General features: G+C 28.8%; 9 protein-coding genes. 4 read left to right on the top strand and 5 right to left on the bottom strand.

Annotation, left to right across the window (positions count from 1 at the left end):
* Position 1: 1 nt before the first annotated feature.
* The 4 genes from atpA (at position 2) to ERCISPPS3390_RS00100 (ending at position 4,497) form a co-directional block, all read left to right on the top strand.
* Positions 2 to 1,543 carry a F0F1 ATP synthase subunit alpha gene (gene atpA / locus ERCISPPS3390_RS00115; protein WP_197094847.1) on the top strand — a complete coding sequence of 514 codons (1,542 nt, stop codon included), beginning with the start codon at positions 2 to 4 and terminating at the stop codon, positions 1,541 to 1,543.
* 57 nt (positions 1,544 to 1,600) lie between these two features.
* Positions 1,601 to 2,479, top strand: coding sequence for a F0F1 ATP synthase subunit gamma (atpG, locus tag ERCISPPS3390_RS00110; RefSeq protein ID WP_197094846.1), 879 nt, complete (start codon positions 1,601 to 1,603; stop codon positions 2,477 to 2,479).
* 148 nt (positions 2,480 to 2,627) lie between these two features.
* A complete protein-coding gene (atpD, locus tag ERCISPPS3390_RS00105) occupies positions 2,628 to 4,013 on the top strand; it encodes a F0F1 ATP synthase subunit beta (protein ID WP_197094845.1) in 1,386 nt (461 codons plus the stop codon).
* Positions 4,014 to 4,083: 70 nt separating this feature from the next.
* Positions 4,084 to 4,497: a F0F1 ATP synthase subunit epsilon gene (locus ERCISPPS3390_RS00100; protein ID WP_197094844.1), complete on the top strand. Its 414-nt coding sequence runs from the start codon at positions 4,084 to 4,086 to the stop codon at positions 4,495 to 4,497.
* 2,135 nt (positions 4,498 to 6,632) lie between these two features.
* On the opposite strand, the gene ansA is transcribed toward ERCISPPS3390_RS00100, so the two are convergent.
* The 5 genes from ansA to polA form a co-directional block, all read right to left on the bottom strand.
* Positions 6,633 to 7,658: an asparaginase gene (ansA, locus tag ERCISPPS3390_RS00095; protein ID WP_197094843.1), complete on the bottom strand. Its 1,026-nt coding sequence runs from the start codon at positions 7,656 to 7,658 to the stop codon at positions 6,633 to 6,635.
* Positions 7,659 to 7,781: 123 nt separating this feature from the next.
* Complete coding sequence (gene sppA, locus ERCISPPS3390_RS00090) at positions 7,782 to 9,644, bottom strand: signal peptide peptidase SppA (RefSeq protein ID WP_197094842.1); 1,863 nt, start codon at positions 9,642 to 9,644, stop codon at positions 7,782 to 7,784.
* A gap of 2,469 nt (positions 9,645 to 12,113) precedes the next feature.
* Positions 12,114 to 12,755, bottom strand: a complete 642-nt coding sequence (gene purN / locus ERCISPPS3390_RS00085) for a phosphoribosylglycinamide formyltransferase (protein ID WP_197094841.1) — start codon at positions 12,753 to 12,755, stop codon at positions 12,114 to 12,116.
* Entirely contained in the window at positions 12,752 to 13,789 is a 1,038-nt protein-coding gene (gene purM, locus ERCISPPS3390_RS00080; protein WP_197094840.1) for a phosphoribosylformylglycinamidine cyclo-ligase, read from the bottom strand. The genes purN and purM overlap by 4 nt, the downstream gene beginning before the upstream one ends.
* Positions 13,790 to 14,082: 293 nt before the next feature.
* Complete coding sequence (polA, locus tag ERCISPPS3390_RS00075; protein ID WP_197094839.1) at positions 14,083 to 16,875, bottom strand: DNA polymerase I; 2,793 nt, start codon at positions 16,873 to 16,875, stop codon at positions 14,083 to 14,085.
* Positions 16,876 to 17,004 lie beyond the last annotated feature (129 nt).

Here is a 17,004-nt window from a genome sequence, read left to right as displayed (position 1 = left end):
TATGCAACTAAATTCCACTGAAATTAGCGAAATCATTAAGCAACGAATTGCTCAATTTGATGTGAGCTATACAACTGATAATCAAGGCACCATAATTTCTGTAAGTGATGGCATCATTCGAATATATGGGTTATCTGATGTCATGCAAGGTGAAATGATTTCCTTACCTGATAATCGTTACGCTATCGCATTGAATCTAGAACGTGACTCCGTTAGCGCAGTTGTAATGGGCCCATATACAGATCTTACAGAAGGAATGACAGTAAAATGTACTGGCCGTATTCTTGAAGTTCCAGTGGGTCAATCTTTACTAGGTCGCGTAGTGAATACTTTAGGTACCCCAATTGATGGTAAGGGTATAATAAAGCATGAGAACTTCTCTCCTATTGAAGTCATTGCACCAGGCGTTATTGACCGACAATCGGTCAATCAACCTATTCAAACAGGTTATAAATCTATCGACGCAATGATCCCTATCGGTCGAGGTCAACGTGAATTAATTATTGGTGATCGTCAAACCGGAAAAACAACTTTAGCAATAGATACCATTATTAATCAAAAAAATTCTGGTATTAAATGTATTTATGTAGCTATTGGACAAAAAGCATCTACTATCGCTAATGTTGTTTTAAAATTAGAAGAGCACAATGCGTTATGCAATACTATCGTAGTTGCTGCTACTGCCTCTGAACCAGCAGCTCTGCAGTATCTAGCGCCTTACGCTGGATGTACAATGGGAGAATATTTTCGAGATCGCGGAGAGGATGCATTAATTGTATACGATGATTTATCTAAGCAAGCTGTGGCATATCGACAGGTTTCTCTATTATTACGTCGACCACCAGGTAGAGAAGCATTTCCTGGTGATATTTTTTATCTGCATTCTAGGTTACTAGAACGTGCTTCTCGTGTAAATGCGAATTATGTAGAACGCATTACCAAAGGAAAAGTAAAAGGAAGAAGTGGATCACTGACGGTGTTACCCATTATCGAAACTCAAGCAGGTGATGTTTCTGCATTTGTCCCAACCAACGTGATTTCAATTACTGATGGCCAAATTTTTTTAGAAACCAATCTATTTAATTCTGGCATGCGACCAGCGGTAAACCCAGGAATTTCTGTATCTCGAGTAGGAAGTGCAGCGCAAACAAAAATCATTAAAAAATTATCTAGCGGACTCCGTACCGCCTTAGCACAATATCGCGAGTTAGAAGCATTTGCTCAATTTTCTTCTGACTTAGATGAAAACACGCGAAAACAATTAAATTATGGTGCAAAAATTACTGAAATTCTCAAACAAAAACAAAATAAACCAATGTCTGTTGCAGAGCAAAGTATCATGTTATTTTCTGCTGAAAATGGCTTTTTAAATGATATTGAGCTAATTAATATTGATGCTTTTGAATCAACGCTATTAGATTATGCTAATCACAATTATTTACCGCTTTTAACTATGATCAACAATTCGGGAGATTATAATAATAAAATTGAAAAAGAACTTAACGAACTTCTAGAAAATTTTAAAGCTACACAATCTTGGTAATATTTGTGTACTAATAGTTATTAAGCTATCAAGAGATATGATAGTATAGGAAGGTTTATGACCAATGAAAAAGGGATACGTAGAAAAATTACCTGCATAAATAATACACAAAAAATCACTAAAGCTATGGAAATGGTATCTGCTTCTAAGTTGCGAAAATCTCAAGATCGCCTCGAAGTTGGTCAACCGTATACAGATACTCTTCGTCAAGTCATTAATCACATAGCCAAAGGTAACTTAGAATACAAACATCCTTATTTAAATCAGAATCATGTGCATAATATTGGATGTCTAATAATCTCAACTGATCGGGGATTATGCGGAGGTTTAAATTTTAATTTATTTAGAAAAATTTTGCAAAATATGCAAATCTGGTCTAAATCAGGAATTAAAATTGATCTAGGAATTATCGGATATCAGGGTATTTTGTTTTTTAATTCTATAAAAAGCAATATAGTGGCACAAATACATGGTATTAAAAATCAACCAACCTTATCTGACTTAATAGGGCCAATTCAAGTGATGTTACGAGCATATGATGAACATCATATCAACAAACTGTACATTGCTAGTAATAAATTTATTAATACCATGTCTCAATGTCCTCAAATTAAACAACTTCTGCCTTTTATACCTGAAAATGACTCCTCAAAGGCTACTACACTCCATAAGTGGGACTATTTATATGAACCGGATCCAAAAACAATTTTAGACTTAGCGTTAAAACGCTATATTGAATCTCAAGTATATCAAAGTGTTATAGAAAACTTAGCAAGTGAGCAAGCCGCTCGCATGTTGGCAATGAAAACGGCTACTGATAATGCCGGTAATTTAATCACAGAACTTCAGTTAGCATATAATAAAGCTCGACAGGCTGGCATTACTAGAGAATTAACTGAAATAGTCACAGGTGCATCCGCAATTGAATTATTATAAATAAGCTATATGAATAAATTGTAGATAAAAAATACGAACATAAAGAATTAATCTCAAGATAATTAATTATTATTGGATACTAATAGGTAAACACACATCATTAAAGGATTTTTAGTAAAAAATCTCAGACGGCAATAGAGGAGTAAAAATGACTAGTGGAAAAATTATTCAAATTATTGGCGCTATTATTGATGTTGAATTCCCTCAGCATGCTGTACCAAAAATCTATCATGCTCTTGAGGTAAACAATAAAAATAGCACTCTTATACTAGAAGTACAACAACAAATAGGTGGAGGTGTAGTACGTACTATCGCAATGGGTTCTTCAGATGGTTTAAAACGTGGTTTAACGGTACATAACTTACAACGCCCTATTACAGTACCAGTAGGTATTGAAACACTCGGTCGAATGATGAATGTTCTAGGTGATCCAATTGACATGAAAGGTGAAATTGGCGAGAAAGAACGCTGGGCAATTCATCGTCCCTCTCCTTCTTATGAAGAACAATCAAACTCCAAAGAATTGCTAGAAACTGGTATTAAAGTTATAGATCTCATATGCCCATTTTCTAAAGGAGGTAAAATTGGATTATTTGGTGGAGCTGGTGTAGGTAAAACCGTTAACATGATGGAGCTTATTCGTAATATTGCCGCTGAACATTCTGGTTTTTCAGTTTTTTCTGGTGTAGGTGAGCGCACTCGTGAAGGTAATGACTTATACCATGAAATGATCGAGTCAGGTGTTATTGATAAAGTTTCTTTGATATACGGACAAATGAATGAACCACCTGGAAATCGCTTACGTGTTGCATTAACTGGTCTCACAATAGCTGAAAAATTTCGTGATGAAGGACGAGAAGTCTTATTATTTATTGACAATATTTATCGCTATACTCTCGCAGGAACAGAAGTATCAGCTCTTTTAGGTCGTATGCCTTCTGCAGTAGGATACCAGCCAACTCTTGCAGAAGAGATGGGTGCTCTACAAGAACGAATTACTTCTACCAAAACAGGCTCTATTACTTCTGTGCAAGCCGTGTATGTTCCTGCTGATGATTTATCTGATCCATCTCCAGCAACTACTTTTGCTCACTTAGATGCAACTATCGTACTTAGTCGTCACATTGCTGCTCTTGGTATTTACCCTTCAGTAGATCCTCTAGCGTCTACAAGTCGTCAATTAGATCCAATTATAGTTGGGCAGTGTCATTATACTACCGCAAGAGCAGTACAATCTACTCTACAACGTTATCAAGAACTAAAAGATATCATTGCTATTCTTGGTATAGATGAGTTAGCAGAAGAAGATAAACTAGTCGTTACTCGAGCTCGAAAAATACAGCGTTTTCTTTCTCAACCGTTTTTTGTCGCAGAAGTATTTACGGGATCTCCTGGAAAATACGTACCATTAGCTGATACTATCCGTGGTTTTAAAGGAATAATTGATGGTGAATTTGACAAAATTCCAGAACAAGCCTTCTACATGACGGGCTCTATTCAAGAAGTAATAACAAAATCTAAACAACTGAAATAAAATTCCAGGACAAACACAATAACTTATAGGGTCATACAGTGTCAAACTATAAACAAAAGGTAATTATACTATGACTTTTTATTTAAATGTTGTTAGTTCTGAACTTAAAATATTTTCTGGAAATGTAAAAAGTATTCAAGTATCAGGTAACGAAGGAGAATTAGGTATCTATCCAAATCATGCGCCTCTTTTAACTGCTATTAAACCTGGTATGGTGCGTATACTAAAAACAAATAACGAAGATGAAATTATTTATCTTTCTGGTGGTATCCTAGAAGTGCAACCTTTATTAGTTTCCATTTTAGCTGACACTGCAATTCGTGGTAAAGATCTTGACGAAAAGCATATTTTACAAGCAAAGAGCAAAATTATGGAACGAGTTAGCAAAAAGGAAAATAAAATAGATTTTGCACAAGCATCTGCAGAGTTAAAAGAAATACTTGCTAAATTACGTGTCCTTGAATTAATACGAAACAAAAGATAATGTCTTATATGACATATAAAGATATTCTTGACAAGAACATAATCAAATTTTAAAAATTTTAAATATATTTATAAATAAATAAAAAGTATAGTAATTGTCAGTCTACATTAGTAGATACTTAAAAATATAGATTTAACAATAAAAACATTAAGATAACGAAAAATATTAATAAAATAAAAATAGTATATAAATACTATAAAATATTTTTCAAAATAATAAATTTTTCCTATAGTACAGCTAAACTATTTAGCTACAAAATATCATTAAATTTATATCGCTATTATGTATAATAAATAACTAATAATACACTTAAGAATATAAATTAGAAAATAGAAAAAATAGTGATCTCTAAAGTTGGTAATATGTTAAACAAAAATTAAACTACTTTTATCATATGTATTTTATCTATCATAAATAATAGTCTAAAAATTATTTATCCTAAAAACATTTTTACAGATCTTAAATATTTCTATCAATAACAACTTCTTCTAATTTTTAGATTAAATAAATATACAAATTTTAATCTAGTGTCTTATATAAGAATATCGTTTATCTTCAGTAATATCCGAAAAAAAATCTCAATAAACTATAAGATTATTTTAATAGAATTAATAAACACATTATCTTTTTCTAAAGAATTAAATTTTATTTAAGATGAATTTGTAATTTATCCATTGTATAATTTTTACTAAATTACGTGTCTTCATTCATTTATTCAACTACAAAAATCTCTAATATACATATATTATACTTGACCTAAAAAAATATAAACCTCAGTCATGATGACATGATAAATAGTTTTAATCTCTGTAAAAGAGCACTAAAATAGTTAATATTTTAGTAAAAACATATACTATATTTTATGATAATTATCATTAAAATAATTAAATACTAAAAATAATTCAAAACAAAACAATACTTTCTCAAACAAGAATCGTACTTACATTCACTAATGTTGTCTTATGAAAAAATAAAAATATAAATAAAAAAACTATTAGAAGCATAAATAAATCAGAAAATATTTACTTAGTAAAGTACTAAAACTATTTATAATAGTTTTAGTACAATATCTTTCTGTACTGCATAAATAAAATTTCTTAAAAATTAAAAAATCTCATTTAAATGATAACCTGAGCAATCTAAACAGATAAAGAATTAGTAAACATTACGATTCTAAAAAATATAACACCTAAAATACAATCAAATAAAAGATTATATATCAAAAATAATTTTAATTATACGCATAATCTAATTATAGAATAGATTATATTATAATTTTACTTTTATATTTAGATTTTGTAAAATTCTTTAAGTAAAAAAAAATAAAATGAAAGTATTTAAATAACCTTGTAACTATAAATATACAAAATTTTAATTTTTAATTATTTTTATTTATAAATATTTTAAAATCTCTAATAACTAACATCATATAAATACAGAACATATATATATGACAATATAATTGTTACAGTAAAACTAAAGAATAAAAAATATTTTAAAATTTTTAATTACTAACTTTACTAAAGTGGATTATATCTACTTTTCAATAAATTTTTATTCTATTAAAAATTCTTATATATATAGTAGCAAATCTAACAAACGACATTACATATTAAACTATATATAAAATATACGATAAAAGATTTAAAATAAAATTCAGTATATAAATATAACTAAAAATAATTTGCTTATCAAAATAAAAAGGTTACACAATCCCTCACTTAAGCACACTAAAAAAGAAAAATAGATATGCTTAATCAATAATTAATATGTATTATTTTAGTTAACAGATTAAATTAAATAATTAATATTACTAATAAATAATATTAAAAGAATTAACTTTGCATTTTAAAAAAAACATAAAAAATGAATAATATCTTTAAATTTAGTTTAAAATCAGCCAAATATTTAAGAATTTTATAAAACACAATAGAATCATGCTTTTATTTTAATAACAAAAAAAATCTTATCAAAAACAGTTAAAAATTGAATATTTTATCTTTTTAAAATAACACAATATTAAATAACTAATACTACAGTAATATACTTAATATAAATTTAAATATTTTATATTTTTATTTTTAATAATGAATTATACTATAATAATAAATTATATTATGTCTAATAAATAAACATTAATTTCCTTCATCAATAGTCAATTCACCACGTAAATTTTGCTGCATAAAATAACGTATATCTTGAGTACTAAAATTTTTACTCAGCAAATAATATAACTTAGTTAGAGCTGCCTCAAGACTAAGATCAAAACCACTAATTACACCTGCATCTTCTAACGCATGACCAGTAGTATAACCAGCCATATTTACCTTTCCAAACATACACTGTGTTAAATTAACTACTATAATATCTTGCTTTATAGCTAATCTAATCTCTTTTAAAAAATTTTGATTCTGTGGTGCATTTCCAACTCCATAAGAACGAAGAATAAGAGCTTTAACAGGATCTTGAGTAAAATTACGAAAGATTTTAGATGAAATACCTGGATAAATTGTTACTAATCCTATAGACTGAGGACTAAGATTATGAACGACTAATCGTTCTCCGTCTCCAGTAGGCGCTGACTGTGTATTTAAGAATCGAATATGCGTTCCTACTTCTAATAAAGGAGATAAATTAGGTGAAGCAAAAGCATTTAATCCATTTGCATGAACTTTTGTGGTACGGTTTCCACGATACAAAACATTATTAAAAAATAAAGTAACTTCATTAATCGGATACTGAGCCGCAATGAAAAGTGCATTTAGTAAATTTTGCTGACCATCTGAACGCATCTGTTCCAGTGGGATTTGTGATCCTGTCACAATAACAGGCTTTGCTAAATTTTCTAACATAAAAGAAAGAGCTGAAGCGGTAAACGCCATAGTATCTGTGCCATGTAAAATCACAAAACCATCATAAAAATCATAATTTTTTCCAATATCATCTGCGATAATTTGCCAATCATCTGGTGTCATATCTGCAGAGTCAATCAGCGGTTTATATTCATGAAGAGTAAAATTAGGCATTTCTTCTCTATGAAACTCTAATATAGTAGCTAACTGATTTTGTAAATAACCTGAAATAGGAATAAAACCATTACAGGATCTTTGCATTCCAATTGTCCCACCAGTATACGCAACATAAATAGATTTTTTTTGCATGAATAAACTCAAAATATGTACAAAACCATCATGATAGTCAAGAAACTTTAGACTAAGTTTAATAACTATATAACCGCACCTACAAAATACGGCTATATAGTGTATACACTGCATAGGTTTAAATTATAAAATATCACCGCAACTAAAACATAATGCATAAATATTTTGAGGATCATTCATAAGAAGTTCTAAACCTGGCTGTTTTTTTATATCTACTATTGTATTCAATATAGATTTTGGTAAAAATCCATGAGAAACCATTTGTAATAAAGCGATATTCATAGAACCACTTGCTTGGTTATATAAAAGATCTAAAAAATAAGGCTCATGATCATACCATTTAAGCTGTATCTTTTTAATATGCCCTAACTCCACAGCTTTCGCTAATGCATCATCAAAATCACCTAAAGCATCTACTAAATCATATTTCTTAGCATCAAAGCCAGTCCATACACGCCCTTGAGCTATCTTGTCAATCTGATCTTTAGTTTTATGACGTGCGCTAGCTACTAAATTAATAAAATCCTGATAACTATGATTAATATTTAATTGAATGATTTTCTGCATATCTTCTGAAAGTGCCTGAGTATGAGAAATTCCGGATAAATTAGAACTTTTAACACTATCGGAATGAATACCAATCATACCTAATGAATCTTCTATAGTATTATATGTACTAAATACACCAATTGAACCTGTTAAAGTATTTCGATTAGCAATAATATAATTTGCCGGCATTGAAATCCAATAAGCACCTGATGCCGCCATACCCCCCATAGAAACCACTATAGGTTTTCCTGAAACTCTAACAGCTTCTAGTTCTGAGCGAATAATCTCAGAAGCTGTCACACTACCTCCAGGACTGTTAACACGAAGAATAATGGCTTTAATTGCAGGATCAAGACGAGCAGATCGAATATCTAAAATTGTAGAATCAACAGAGAATCCACCAGAAGAAATTTGATCATCTACAAGAGCACCGTTAACCGTAATTACCGCTATATTTCCTGAACTATTATTTGTATTTTTTAGTGGATAATCATAAATACTAATACCATAATAATTTTTATTAGTTGCATCCCATCCAAAAACATCAATTAAATCTTTTTCCACTAAAGCTGAAGAAGATAATATGTCAACTAACCCATTTTCTTTAGCGTATTGTGCAGAATCTCCATGCAATGTCTCTAATTTTTCTATAATTTTCTTCATACTTGGAAAAATTTGTGTAGCCTGAACTCTTCGATTCTCCGCTAATGTATTTAAATAATTATTCCATAACTCCGTAACCCAAAGACGATTAGCTTCGCGCGCTTCTGGGGACATATTGTCTCTGAGTAAAGGCTCTACAGCAGACTTATAAGCACCAACACGAAATATATGAGAGTGTACTTTTAATTTTTGCAAAAAACTTTTATAATAAATACTATTAAATGAACATCCTCGAAAATTTACAGACCCATAAGGAGAGAGATAAATTTTATTAGCAAAACTGGCTAAATAATATTGTGTTTGGCTATAATTTAATCCAAATGCAAAAATCGGTTTACCACTCTTACGAAATTCACCTAACGCTTTGCCAATATACTCTAAAGATGATTGGTTTGCACTTATAAAATTAGCTAAATCCAATACCATTCCAGTAATTTTTGGATCATCTTTAGCTTGACGTATAGAATTGACCACCTGAAATAAAGATGTTTCTTTTACATAATCTCCATGATAACCCAATATTTGATGATACATTTTCATTAAAAAATGATCATCAATAGCAGGTTTATCTACTATAGTTCCTTGTAAGTTAACAATTAAAGCCCCCTTATGCCTTTCACCTCCAGTATGAACTCGTTCATTTTGAAGCCAAACCCCAGCACAAATAAAAACTAATAAAATAAAAATAATATTTAAAATAAATTGACGAATAAAAGTTAATGTTCGCCATGTACCGTGTAAAACTGTAGTAATAACTTGCCATAATACGTGCATAGATTCTCCATAAATAATATAATACCTAAAATCCGAGCTATAATGATTAATGATTAAAATCTAGTCTCTCAAATTAATAGTACTATATAAAATAATCTTTATCTAAAGACAAAAACTTTAAATTAAAATAAGTACTGTATTACTACTTAATATCTAACCATGGTAATTTTTTAAAACTGAATCCTAAATTTTTTAAAACTGAATCCTAATTGAAACAAAAAATAAATAAAATAAAAACTAAAAATATCTTAATTATTAAAAATTCAACTAAAATAATTTGATAATCTAAAAACCTGCTATAAAAATTTATGCAAATCTAAAATAATTTAATAGAATATAACATTCTTATGGTTTAATGATTTTTTATAACTCTAATGATTTATTTAACTCTAAACTAAATATGACAAAATATAAAGTTCTATAATCCAAAATAAAATTTTAAAATCAAAAAAAAACAATCTAATGAATATAACTCAATATAAATAAATCCAATCTGACTTAATTCTTACCTTATTTTAGAAATTTTTATAAATATACAGCTAATATAAACTATACAACTAATATAAATAAAATTAAGAATATCTTTTAAGAATATCTTATATTTTATTCATATTTTACTCAAAATCCAATTTTATTTTATTAATTATTAATATATACTTTAATTAAACTTAAATTACACAAATTTATACTAATAACCTTAAAATTAATATCTTCATATATTTTAATATTTTAATATTATAAAATATTATAAATTTAATATTATAAAATTAAAATCTAAACCAATTGTATAGTTACAATTACCTATATAAATATATAATATCATCTCTAAAAATTTCTAATCATATAACTTCTAGTCATATATAAATATGACATAATTTATATTAAATCATCAAATCAAGAATAAGTATATATATAAAAGTTTTTACTAAAACCAGAAATTCAAAATTTTATATGAAATTTTGATAATTAATAAAATCACAATTTCCCATAAATCTCGAATAAATTTTACATTTGAGTATATCCTGCATAAAACATACTATCAACAAATACTACACTAATAAAAATTAAATCAAAAAATAAATAACCCTATAACCTATATAAACTATAAACCTAAAAATTAAGCTGTAATAATATATATATATTATTTACACACAATAAAACTTTCAAAACTCTTTCTTTATATAAATAAAAGTTACCTTAAGTACATAGTAAAATATGGTAATACCATTGAATTTTAAAACTTCCTAAAAAATACAAATAAACTTTAAAAATAAAAATTACTTAAAAATCTAAGTAAATCTCCTTTCTCCTTTTTAAAAACTAAAATACAAACAAATAATCAAATAACCTAAACAAAGACAATAGACCAACAATAATAACCGATCTAAATAAATAACAAAAGACATTATAGTGCAATAGTTAACAAAGAAACTACAGAACCAGAACATACTGTATGTAAATACAGAACTAGAAGTTAGTAACTAATGTTCTTATTATCCTAGACAAGCTAGGTATATTTTAGCATTTATTTTTCATAAAAGCAATAAAATTTTATATTTTATCGTACTTATTAAAGCATATGTAAAAATTAAAATTTAGTATATGTATATATATATTGATTATATGTTATATGATTGTTATTGGTTACATGTATATGTATGTATAAGTTATACAGAATAATATAGGTTTTCTATATATAAAGTATAGGTTTAAATAGGATTTTGTATGGAATGTTTAATTTTGACTGTTACGCATATTATGTATGTGTTAATTAATTATTAATTATTAGAAATTTATATAGAATAGATTCTAGGTGTGTTTATCTCAAGTATGTATTTAGGAACTAAAATTTTTCTGATTAATACTTTTATATATAATAACTTGTAGTATTTTTATTTACTATTTTAGATTATTATAGAATAATACTTTTTTAAAAAAAATAGCACCTAATATTTCATATTTATAATGTTATGTGGGTATATTAGCAATAAATTTTTATTATTAGATTTAATTAATCTAATAGGTGATCTTTTAATATAAATTAATAGGAGATTTTTAGTTCATGTGTCATATAAAGAATAGTTTTGTATTTAATTAACTAATATATAAGAATTTTAAAAATTAATATTTAATTGATATTTAATTTATATTAAATTAATTTAATATTAAATATATTGCTTTGTAAATAGTAGCTATCAAGTAAATGTCCTATTCTTTGGAAGAACTTGTAAAATAATTTTTTTGTACTATATTATACTATGCAGTTTTTTAAAAATCTTAAGTAAGGTATTTGATATTATGTAGAACAGATGAATATGTACAATTAATATGAAATTTATTTTTGTTTTAGTATTTTTTTAATAAAATTAACTCTATCATATACATGATATTTTGTTTTTGTTAATTAGACAAATATAGTTGTAATGTTGATTTTTAATTGTCTAATTTTTATAGTATTTTATGTTTTTATTAATTTGATTTTTTATAACCTGTATTAGGTAATTTTTTTCCATCCAACCAAGCTGAATTTTCACGCATTTCTAGACGACCATCAATAAACCATTTTATGACACGTGGGTAGATGATATTTTCTTGATATTTTACTCGCATTTTGAGGGTATATTCAGTGTCAGTATAAAATATTGGGACTGCTACTTGTAAAACAATCGGTCCATTGTCTACTTGTTCAGTAACAAAATGTATAGAGGTTCCATGCTGTTTTTCACCATTTTCTATTGCACGCTGATGTGTTTTAAGACCCGGGTATTTTGGCAGTAAGGAAGGGTGAATATTAAGTATTTTTCCGGAATAATATGTAACAAATTCTGTATTTAAAATACGCATGTAACCAGCTAGTATTATTAAATCTGGATTATAAGTTTTTATTGTTTTGATTAATATTTTATTGAATAATTTTGATTTCTTGTATTGTTTATCTGTTATTACATGAGTAGTAACGTGAGCGAGTTGTGCTCGTTTTATAGCAAAAGCGTTAGAATTATTACTAATAACAGCTGCTATCTTGCTAGAGATTTTTGTAGTAAGATGGGCATCTAATATAGCTTGTAAGTTAGTACCATTTCCAGATACTAGTATGACTATTTGTTTCATGGGTTAATTACTACACGAGTACTGGAGGATGAGGCTTTAATAACTCCGATTTTCCAAGCTGTTTCACCATAATCAGTCATTTTTTTTAATGCTTTATTTGCCACTGATGGATGTAATGCAATTATCATACCAACACCACAGTTAAAAGTATGATACATATCAAAACGACTAATATTTCCAGATTTTTGAATCCATTTAAATATTTCAGGCCATTCCCAGGCAGATTCATTTAGAATTGCTTGAGTATGATCTGGTAGCACTCGAGGGATATTATCCCAAAATCCACCTCCAGTGATATGAACAATAGCATTCAATTCTATTTCTTCGATTAAGGTTAAGATGTTTTTTACATAAATTCGAGTTGGTTGTAATAAGTCATCTATTAGAGGTTTGTTTCTTATGTAGGTTTTTTGTATATCAATATTATTATCATTGATAATTTTATTAATAAGAGAGTATCCATTTGCATGTGGACCGCTGGAGCTAAGTGCAATTAATATATCACCATCCTTTATCTTTTTTCCATTAATAATTTTTTCTTTTTCTACTATTCCAACACAAAAACCTGCTATATCATAATCTTCCCCCTTATATATACCTGGCATTTCAGCTGTTTCACCGCCAATTAAAGAGCAACCTGATTTTAAACAACCTTTAGTAATACCATCTATAATAGAAGAAATGGTGTTAATTTTAATATGATTAGTTGCATAGTAATCTAAGAAAAAGAGTGGTTCAGCACCTAATACGATTATATCATTTACACACATAGCAACTACGTCAATACCAATTGTCTCGTAGAATTTAAATTGCATTGCTAATTTTATTTTAGTGCCCACACCGTCTGTGCTGGATACTAAGATTGGTTCGCGATAATTTTTTGGTATAGCGCATAAAGCTGCAAAGCCACCTGGTCCTTGTATTACTTCTGGACGAGAAGTTTTTTTTGCAATCTTTTTAAGATGTTTTACAAAAATATTACTTTTATGGATGTCTACCCCTGAATCTTTATAGTTAAGAGGATTTTTATTCATAACAGATTTTCCTCATTCTAGATATGTAATAGATTTCTTAATTTAATATAAAATTCGCATAATTATGTTTTTTATTATAGTAATATCCGTGTGTGCTATTTACTGATTATGTTTTAATAGAGTATCGGGATTTAATTATTTTTATTTTATCAAGTTTATATTTTAATTTACACTAAAGAAAAGATATTTTCATGATGCATTGATTAATATATTATTGTTAGAGCACCTATATAAAGATTTATTTTAGATGTTAAGTTAGTTATGGTGGTTTACCAGTTTGACTGGTAATAATTTTAATGGGCTTGGTCCCAATTTTTACCTATTCCAATATCTACACGTAGTGGTACATCAAGATTTTCACTATTCTCCATTATGGAGCAAATTTTTATAGAAGCTTCTTTTGCAGTATCTATTTGTGCCTCGAAAACTAATTCGTCATGTACTTGCATAATCATTTTAAATGCTGGATGTTTTTGTTGTGAGAGCCATTGATCGATATTAATCATAGTGCGTTTAATTATATCGGCCGCTGTTCCTTGCATTGGCGCATTAATAGCTGCGCGTTCTGCGGCTTTGCGACGCATAATGTTTTTATCTTGAATATTTGGCAAATACAAGCGGCGACCATATAGTGTTGAAACATAACCATTTTCTAAAGCTTGCTCACGAGTGTTTTTCATGTATTGGAAAACTCCAGGATATCGATCGAAATAACAATCTACATAGATTTTAGCTTCTTTGACACTAATATGTAGCTGACGTGCCAAACCAAAAGGACTCATGCCGTATATTAAACCGAAATTAATTGTTTTAGCGCGCTGTCTTTGTTCTTTGCTAACTTTTGAAAAATTAATTCCGAACACTTCTGAAGCTGTAACGCAATGAATATCTTGTTCTTTAGAAAATGCTGATAGTAGCCCTCTGTCTTGTGAGAAATGCGCCATAATGCGTAATTCGATTTGTGAGTAATCCGCAGCTATAAGACAGTTGCCTTGAGCGGCTGTAAATGCTTGTCTAATGCGACGTCCTTCACTACTTCGAGCTGGGATGCTTTGTAGGTTTGGATTACTAGAAGAGAGACGTCCGGTTACCGTAACTGCTTGGTGATAAGATGTATGTACTCGCCGAGTTTCTGGGTGGATCATGCGGGGTAGTTTATCTGTATAAGCTGATTTGATTTTAGATAAACTACGGTATTCTAAGATTACTTCGGGTAGTGGATGTTCTATTGCTAGTTTAGAAAGCACTTCTTCACTGGTAGATAAATTACCATTAGACGTTTTTTTAAGTGATTTTAAACCATTTTTATAAAATAAAATATTTTTTAATTGTTTTGGTGAGGCTAGGTTAAATGATTCTCCAGCTATCTTGTGTGCCTTTAATTCTAATTTAATTAAACGGTCTCCAATTTCTTGGGAGCACTTAGATAATAAATGTTGGTTAATTAAGACTCCATGCTGTTCTATACGTGACAGTACAGGAACTAGTGGCATTTCAATTTGTTCAAATATATGTTTAGGACCTTGTTTTTTTTCTAGTTCTTTCCACATTTTATAATGTAACTGTAATGTAATATCTGCACAGCTCGCTGCGTAATGAGTTGCCTTTGTAAGAGATAACTTATTAAAGGTTAGTTGGTTTTTACCTTCTTGAGTAATTTTAGTGAGTAATGTTAAATCATAGCCTAACCATCTGTGTGCTAAGGTATATATATCATGTCCATTGTTTATACTATTTAATGCGTAAGATTCTAATTTTGTATCAAAGCACATACCTTGTAATTCAATATTGTGTCTTTTTAAAACTCCGCGATCAAATTTGAGGTTTTTTCCAATTTTTGCAATTTTTGCATTTTCTAATAGTGGCTTGAGGGCCACGAGGACATCCTCGTAGGCTAATTGAGTAGGAGCATTTGGATAATCATGTAGTATTGGTAAATAGGCTGCTTCACCTGGTATTACTGCGAAAGAGAATCCAATAATACTAGTCGTTAGAGCATCCACTGAATTGGTTTCTAAATTTAATGCAAAACATTTACTGTGTTTTAATTTATTCAACCAAAGAGAAAAAGTTATTTGGTCTAAAATAGTAAAATAGGTATTTAAAACCTTTGGGTTGTATATCTCTGATCTTATTATAGGATTGTTTGAGGTAATTTCTTTTGTTTTTTTTAAGTTCATTCTTTTATGTGAGCGCCATAATTTTTCATCATCTAAGTGAGCTATCCATTTATTTAATTCAAGATTTTTAAATAATAATCGAAGATCCTCTATATTTGGATCTTTTGGGATTAACTGATTACTAGTAATATTAAGTGTAACATTAGTTTTAATCATAGCTAATTGATAAGAAAGGAAAGCGTCATCTTTATATTTTTTTAATTTTTTTATTATATTTTGAGAATTATGAATATTAAGAGATGATATTGTCTCTAAATTTTTATAGATATCCTTAATACCATCAAATTTTTGTAGTAATGTAATAGCAGTCTTGCGGCCAATTCCCTGGACTCCTGGGATATTATCAGATGCATCACCCATTAAGGCAAGTAGGTCGATTATTAGAATAGGTGGGACGCCATATTTTTTTATTATCTCTTCTGGTCCAAATACGGTATTATTCATTGTATTGATTAAATGAATTTTACGTGTTACTAACTGAGCCATATCTTTATCACTTGTGCTAATTAATACGGTTTGACCTAATATTTCCGCTTCTAATGCTAGAGTACCTATTACGTCATCTGCTTCAACGCCAGAGATGGCTAGTATTGGTAAACCCATAGCTCTAATAATTTCTTTTAAAGGTTTCAATTGAATACATAGATCATCCGGCATTAATGGACGATGATTTTTATATCTTGCAAAGATATCATCGCGAAATGTTTTTCCCTTTACATCAAATATAATAGCAATATGGGTAGGTTGATATTTAAACATTAAAGCACGGAGCATGTTTAACGTGCCGTAGATAGCCCCGGTTGGAAAACCAGATGATGTACTTAAATGAGGGCAAGCATAATAAGCACGATAGAAATATGAAAAAGCATCAACTAGAATAAGAGAATTGTCTAAAAGATTAGCCATAAGTAGTGCTCACGCTATTTGGAGCGTTTAATTTGATATTAATCACGTTACACCAAGTAATTAGAATTAGTTGTAAAGTATTATTGGTGTCGTAGTTGCTGATAATGGATTTTTATTTACTTAGTATTT

This window comes from Candidatus Erwinia haradaeae, from assembly GCF_900698885.1.
In the GTDB taxonomy this organism is placed as follows: Bacteria; Pseudomonadota; Gammaproteobacteria; order Enterobacterales; family Enterobacteriaceae; genus Erwinia_E; species Erwinia_E haradaeae_H.
This window is presented reverse-complemented; position numbering and strand designations above follow the sequence as displayed.

What these genes read in the sequence shown, in the direction of transcription:
- atpA (WP_197094847.1), top strand. Translation starts at nt 2, where the DNA reads ATGCAACTAAATTCCACTGAAATTAGCGAAATCATTAAGCAACGAATT.
- atpG (WP_197094846.1), top strand. Translation starts at nt 1,601, where the DNA reads ATGACCAATGAAAAAGGGATACGTAGAAAAATTACCTGCATAAATAAT.
- atpD (WP_197094845.1), top strand. Translation starts at nt 2,628, where the DNA reads ATGACTAGTGGAAAAATTATTCAAATTATTGGCGCTATTATTGATGTT.
- ERCISPPS3390_RS00100 (WP_197094844.1), top strand. Translation starts at nt 4,084, where the DNA reads ATGACTTTTTATTTAAATGTTGTTAGTTCTGAACTTAAAATATTTTCT.
- ansA (WP_197094843.1), bottom strand. Translation starts at nt 7,658, where the DNA reads ATGCAAAAAAAATCTATTTATGTTGCGTATACTGGTGGGACAATTGGA.
- sppA (WP_197094842.1), bottom strand. Translation starts at nt 9,644, where the DNA reads ATGCACGTATTATGGCAAGTTATTACTACAGTTTTACACGGTACATGG.
- purN (WP_197094841.1), bottom strand. Translation starts at nt 12,755, where the DNA reads ATGAAACAAATAGTCATACTAGTATCTGGAAATGGTACTAACTTACAA.
- purM (WP_197094840.1), bottom strand. Translation starts at nt 13,789, where the DNA reads ATGAATAAAAATCCTCTTAACTATAAAGATTCAGGGGTAGACATCCAT.
- polA (WP_197094839.1), bottom strand. Translation starts at nt 16,875, where the DNA reads ATGGCTAATCTTTTAGACAATTCTCTTATTCTAGTTGATGCTTTTTCA.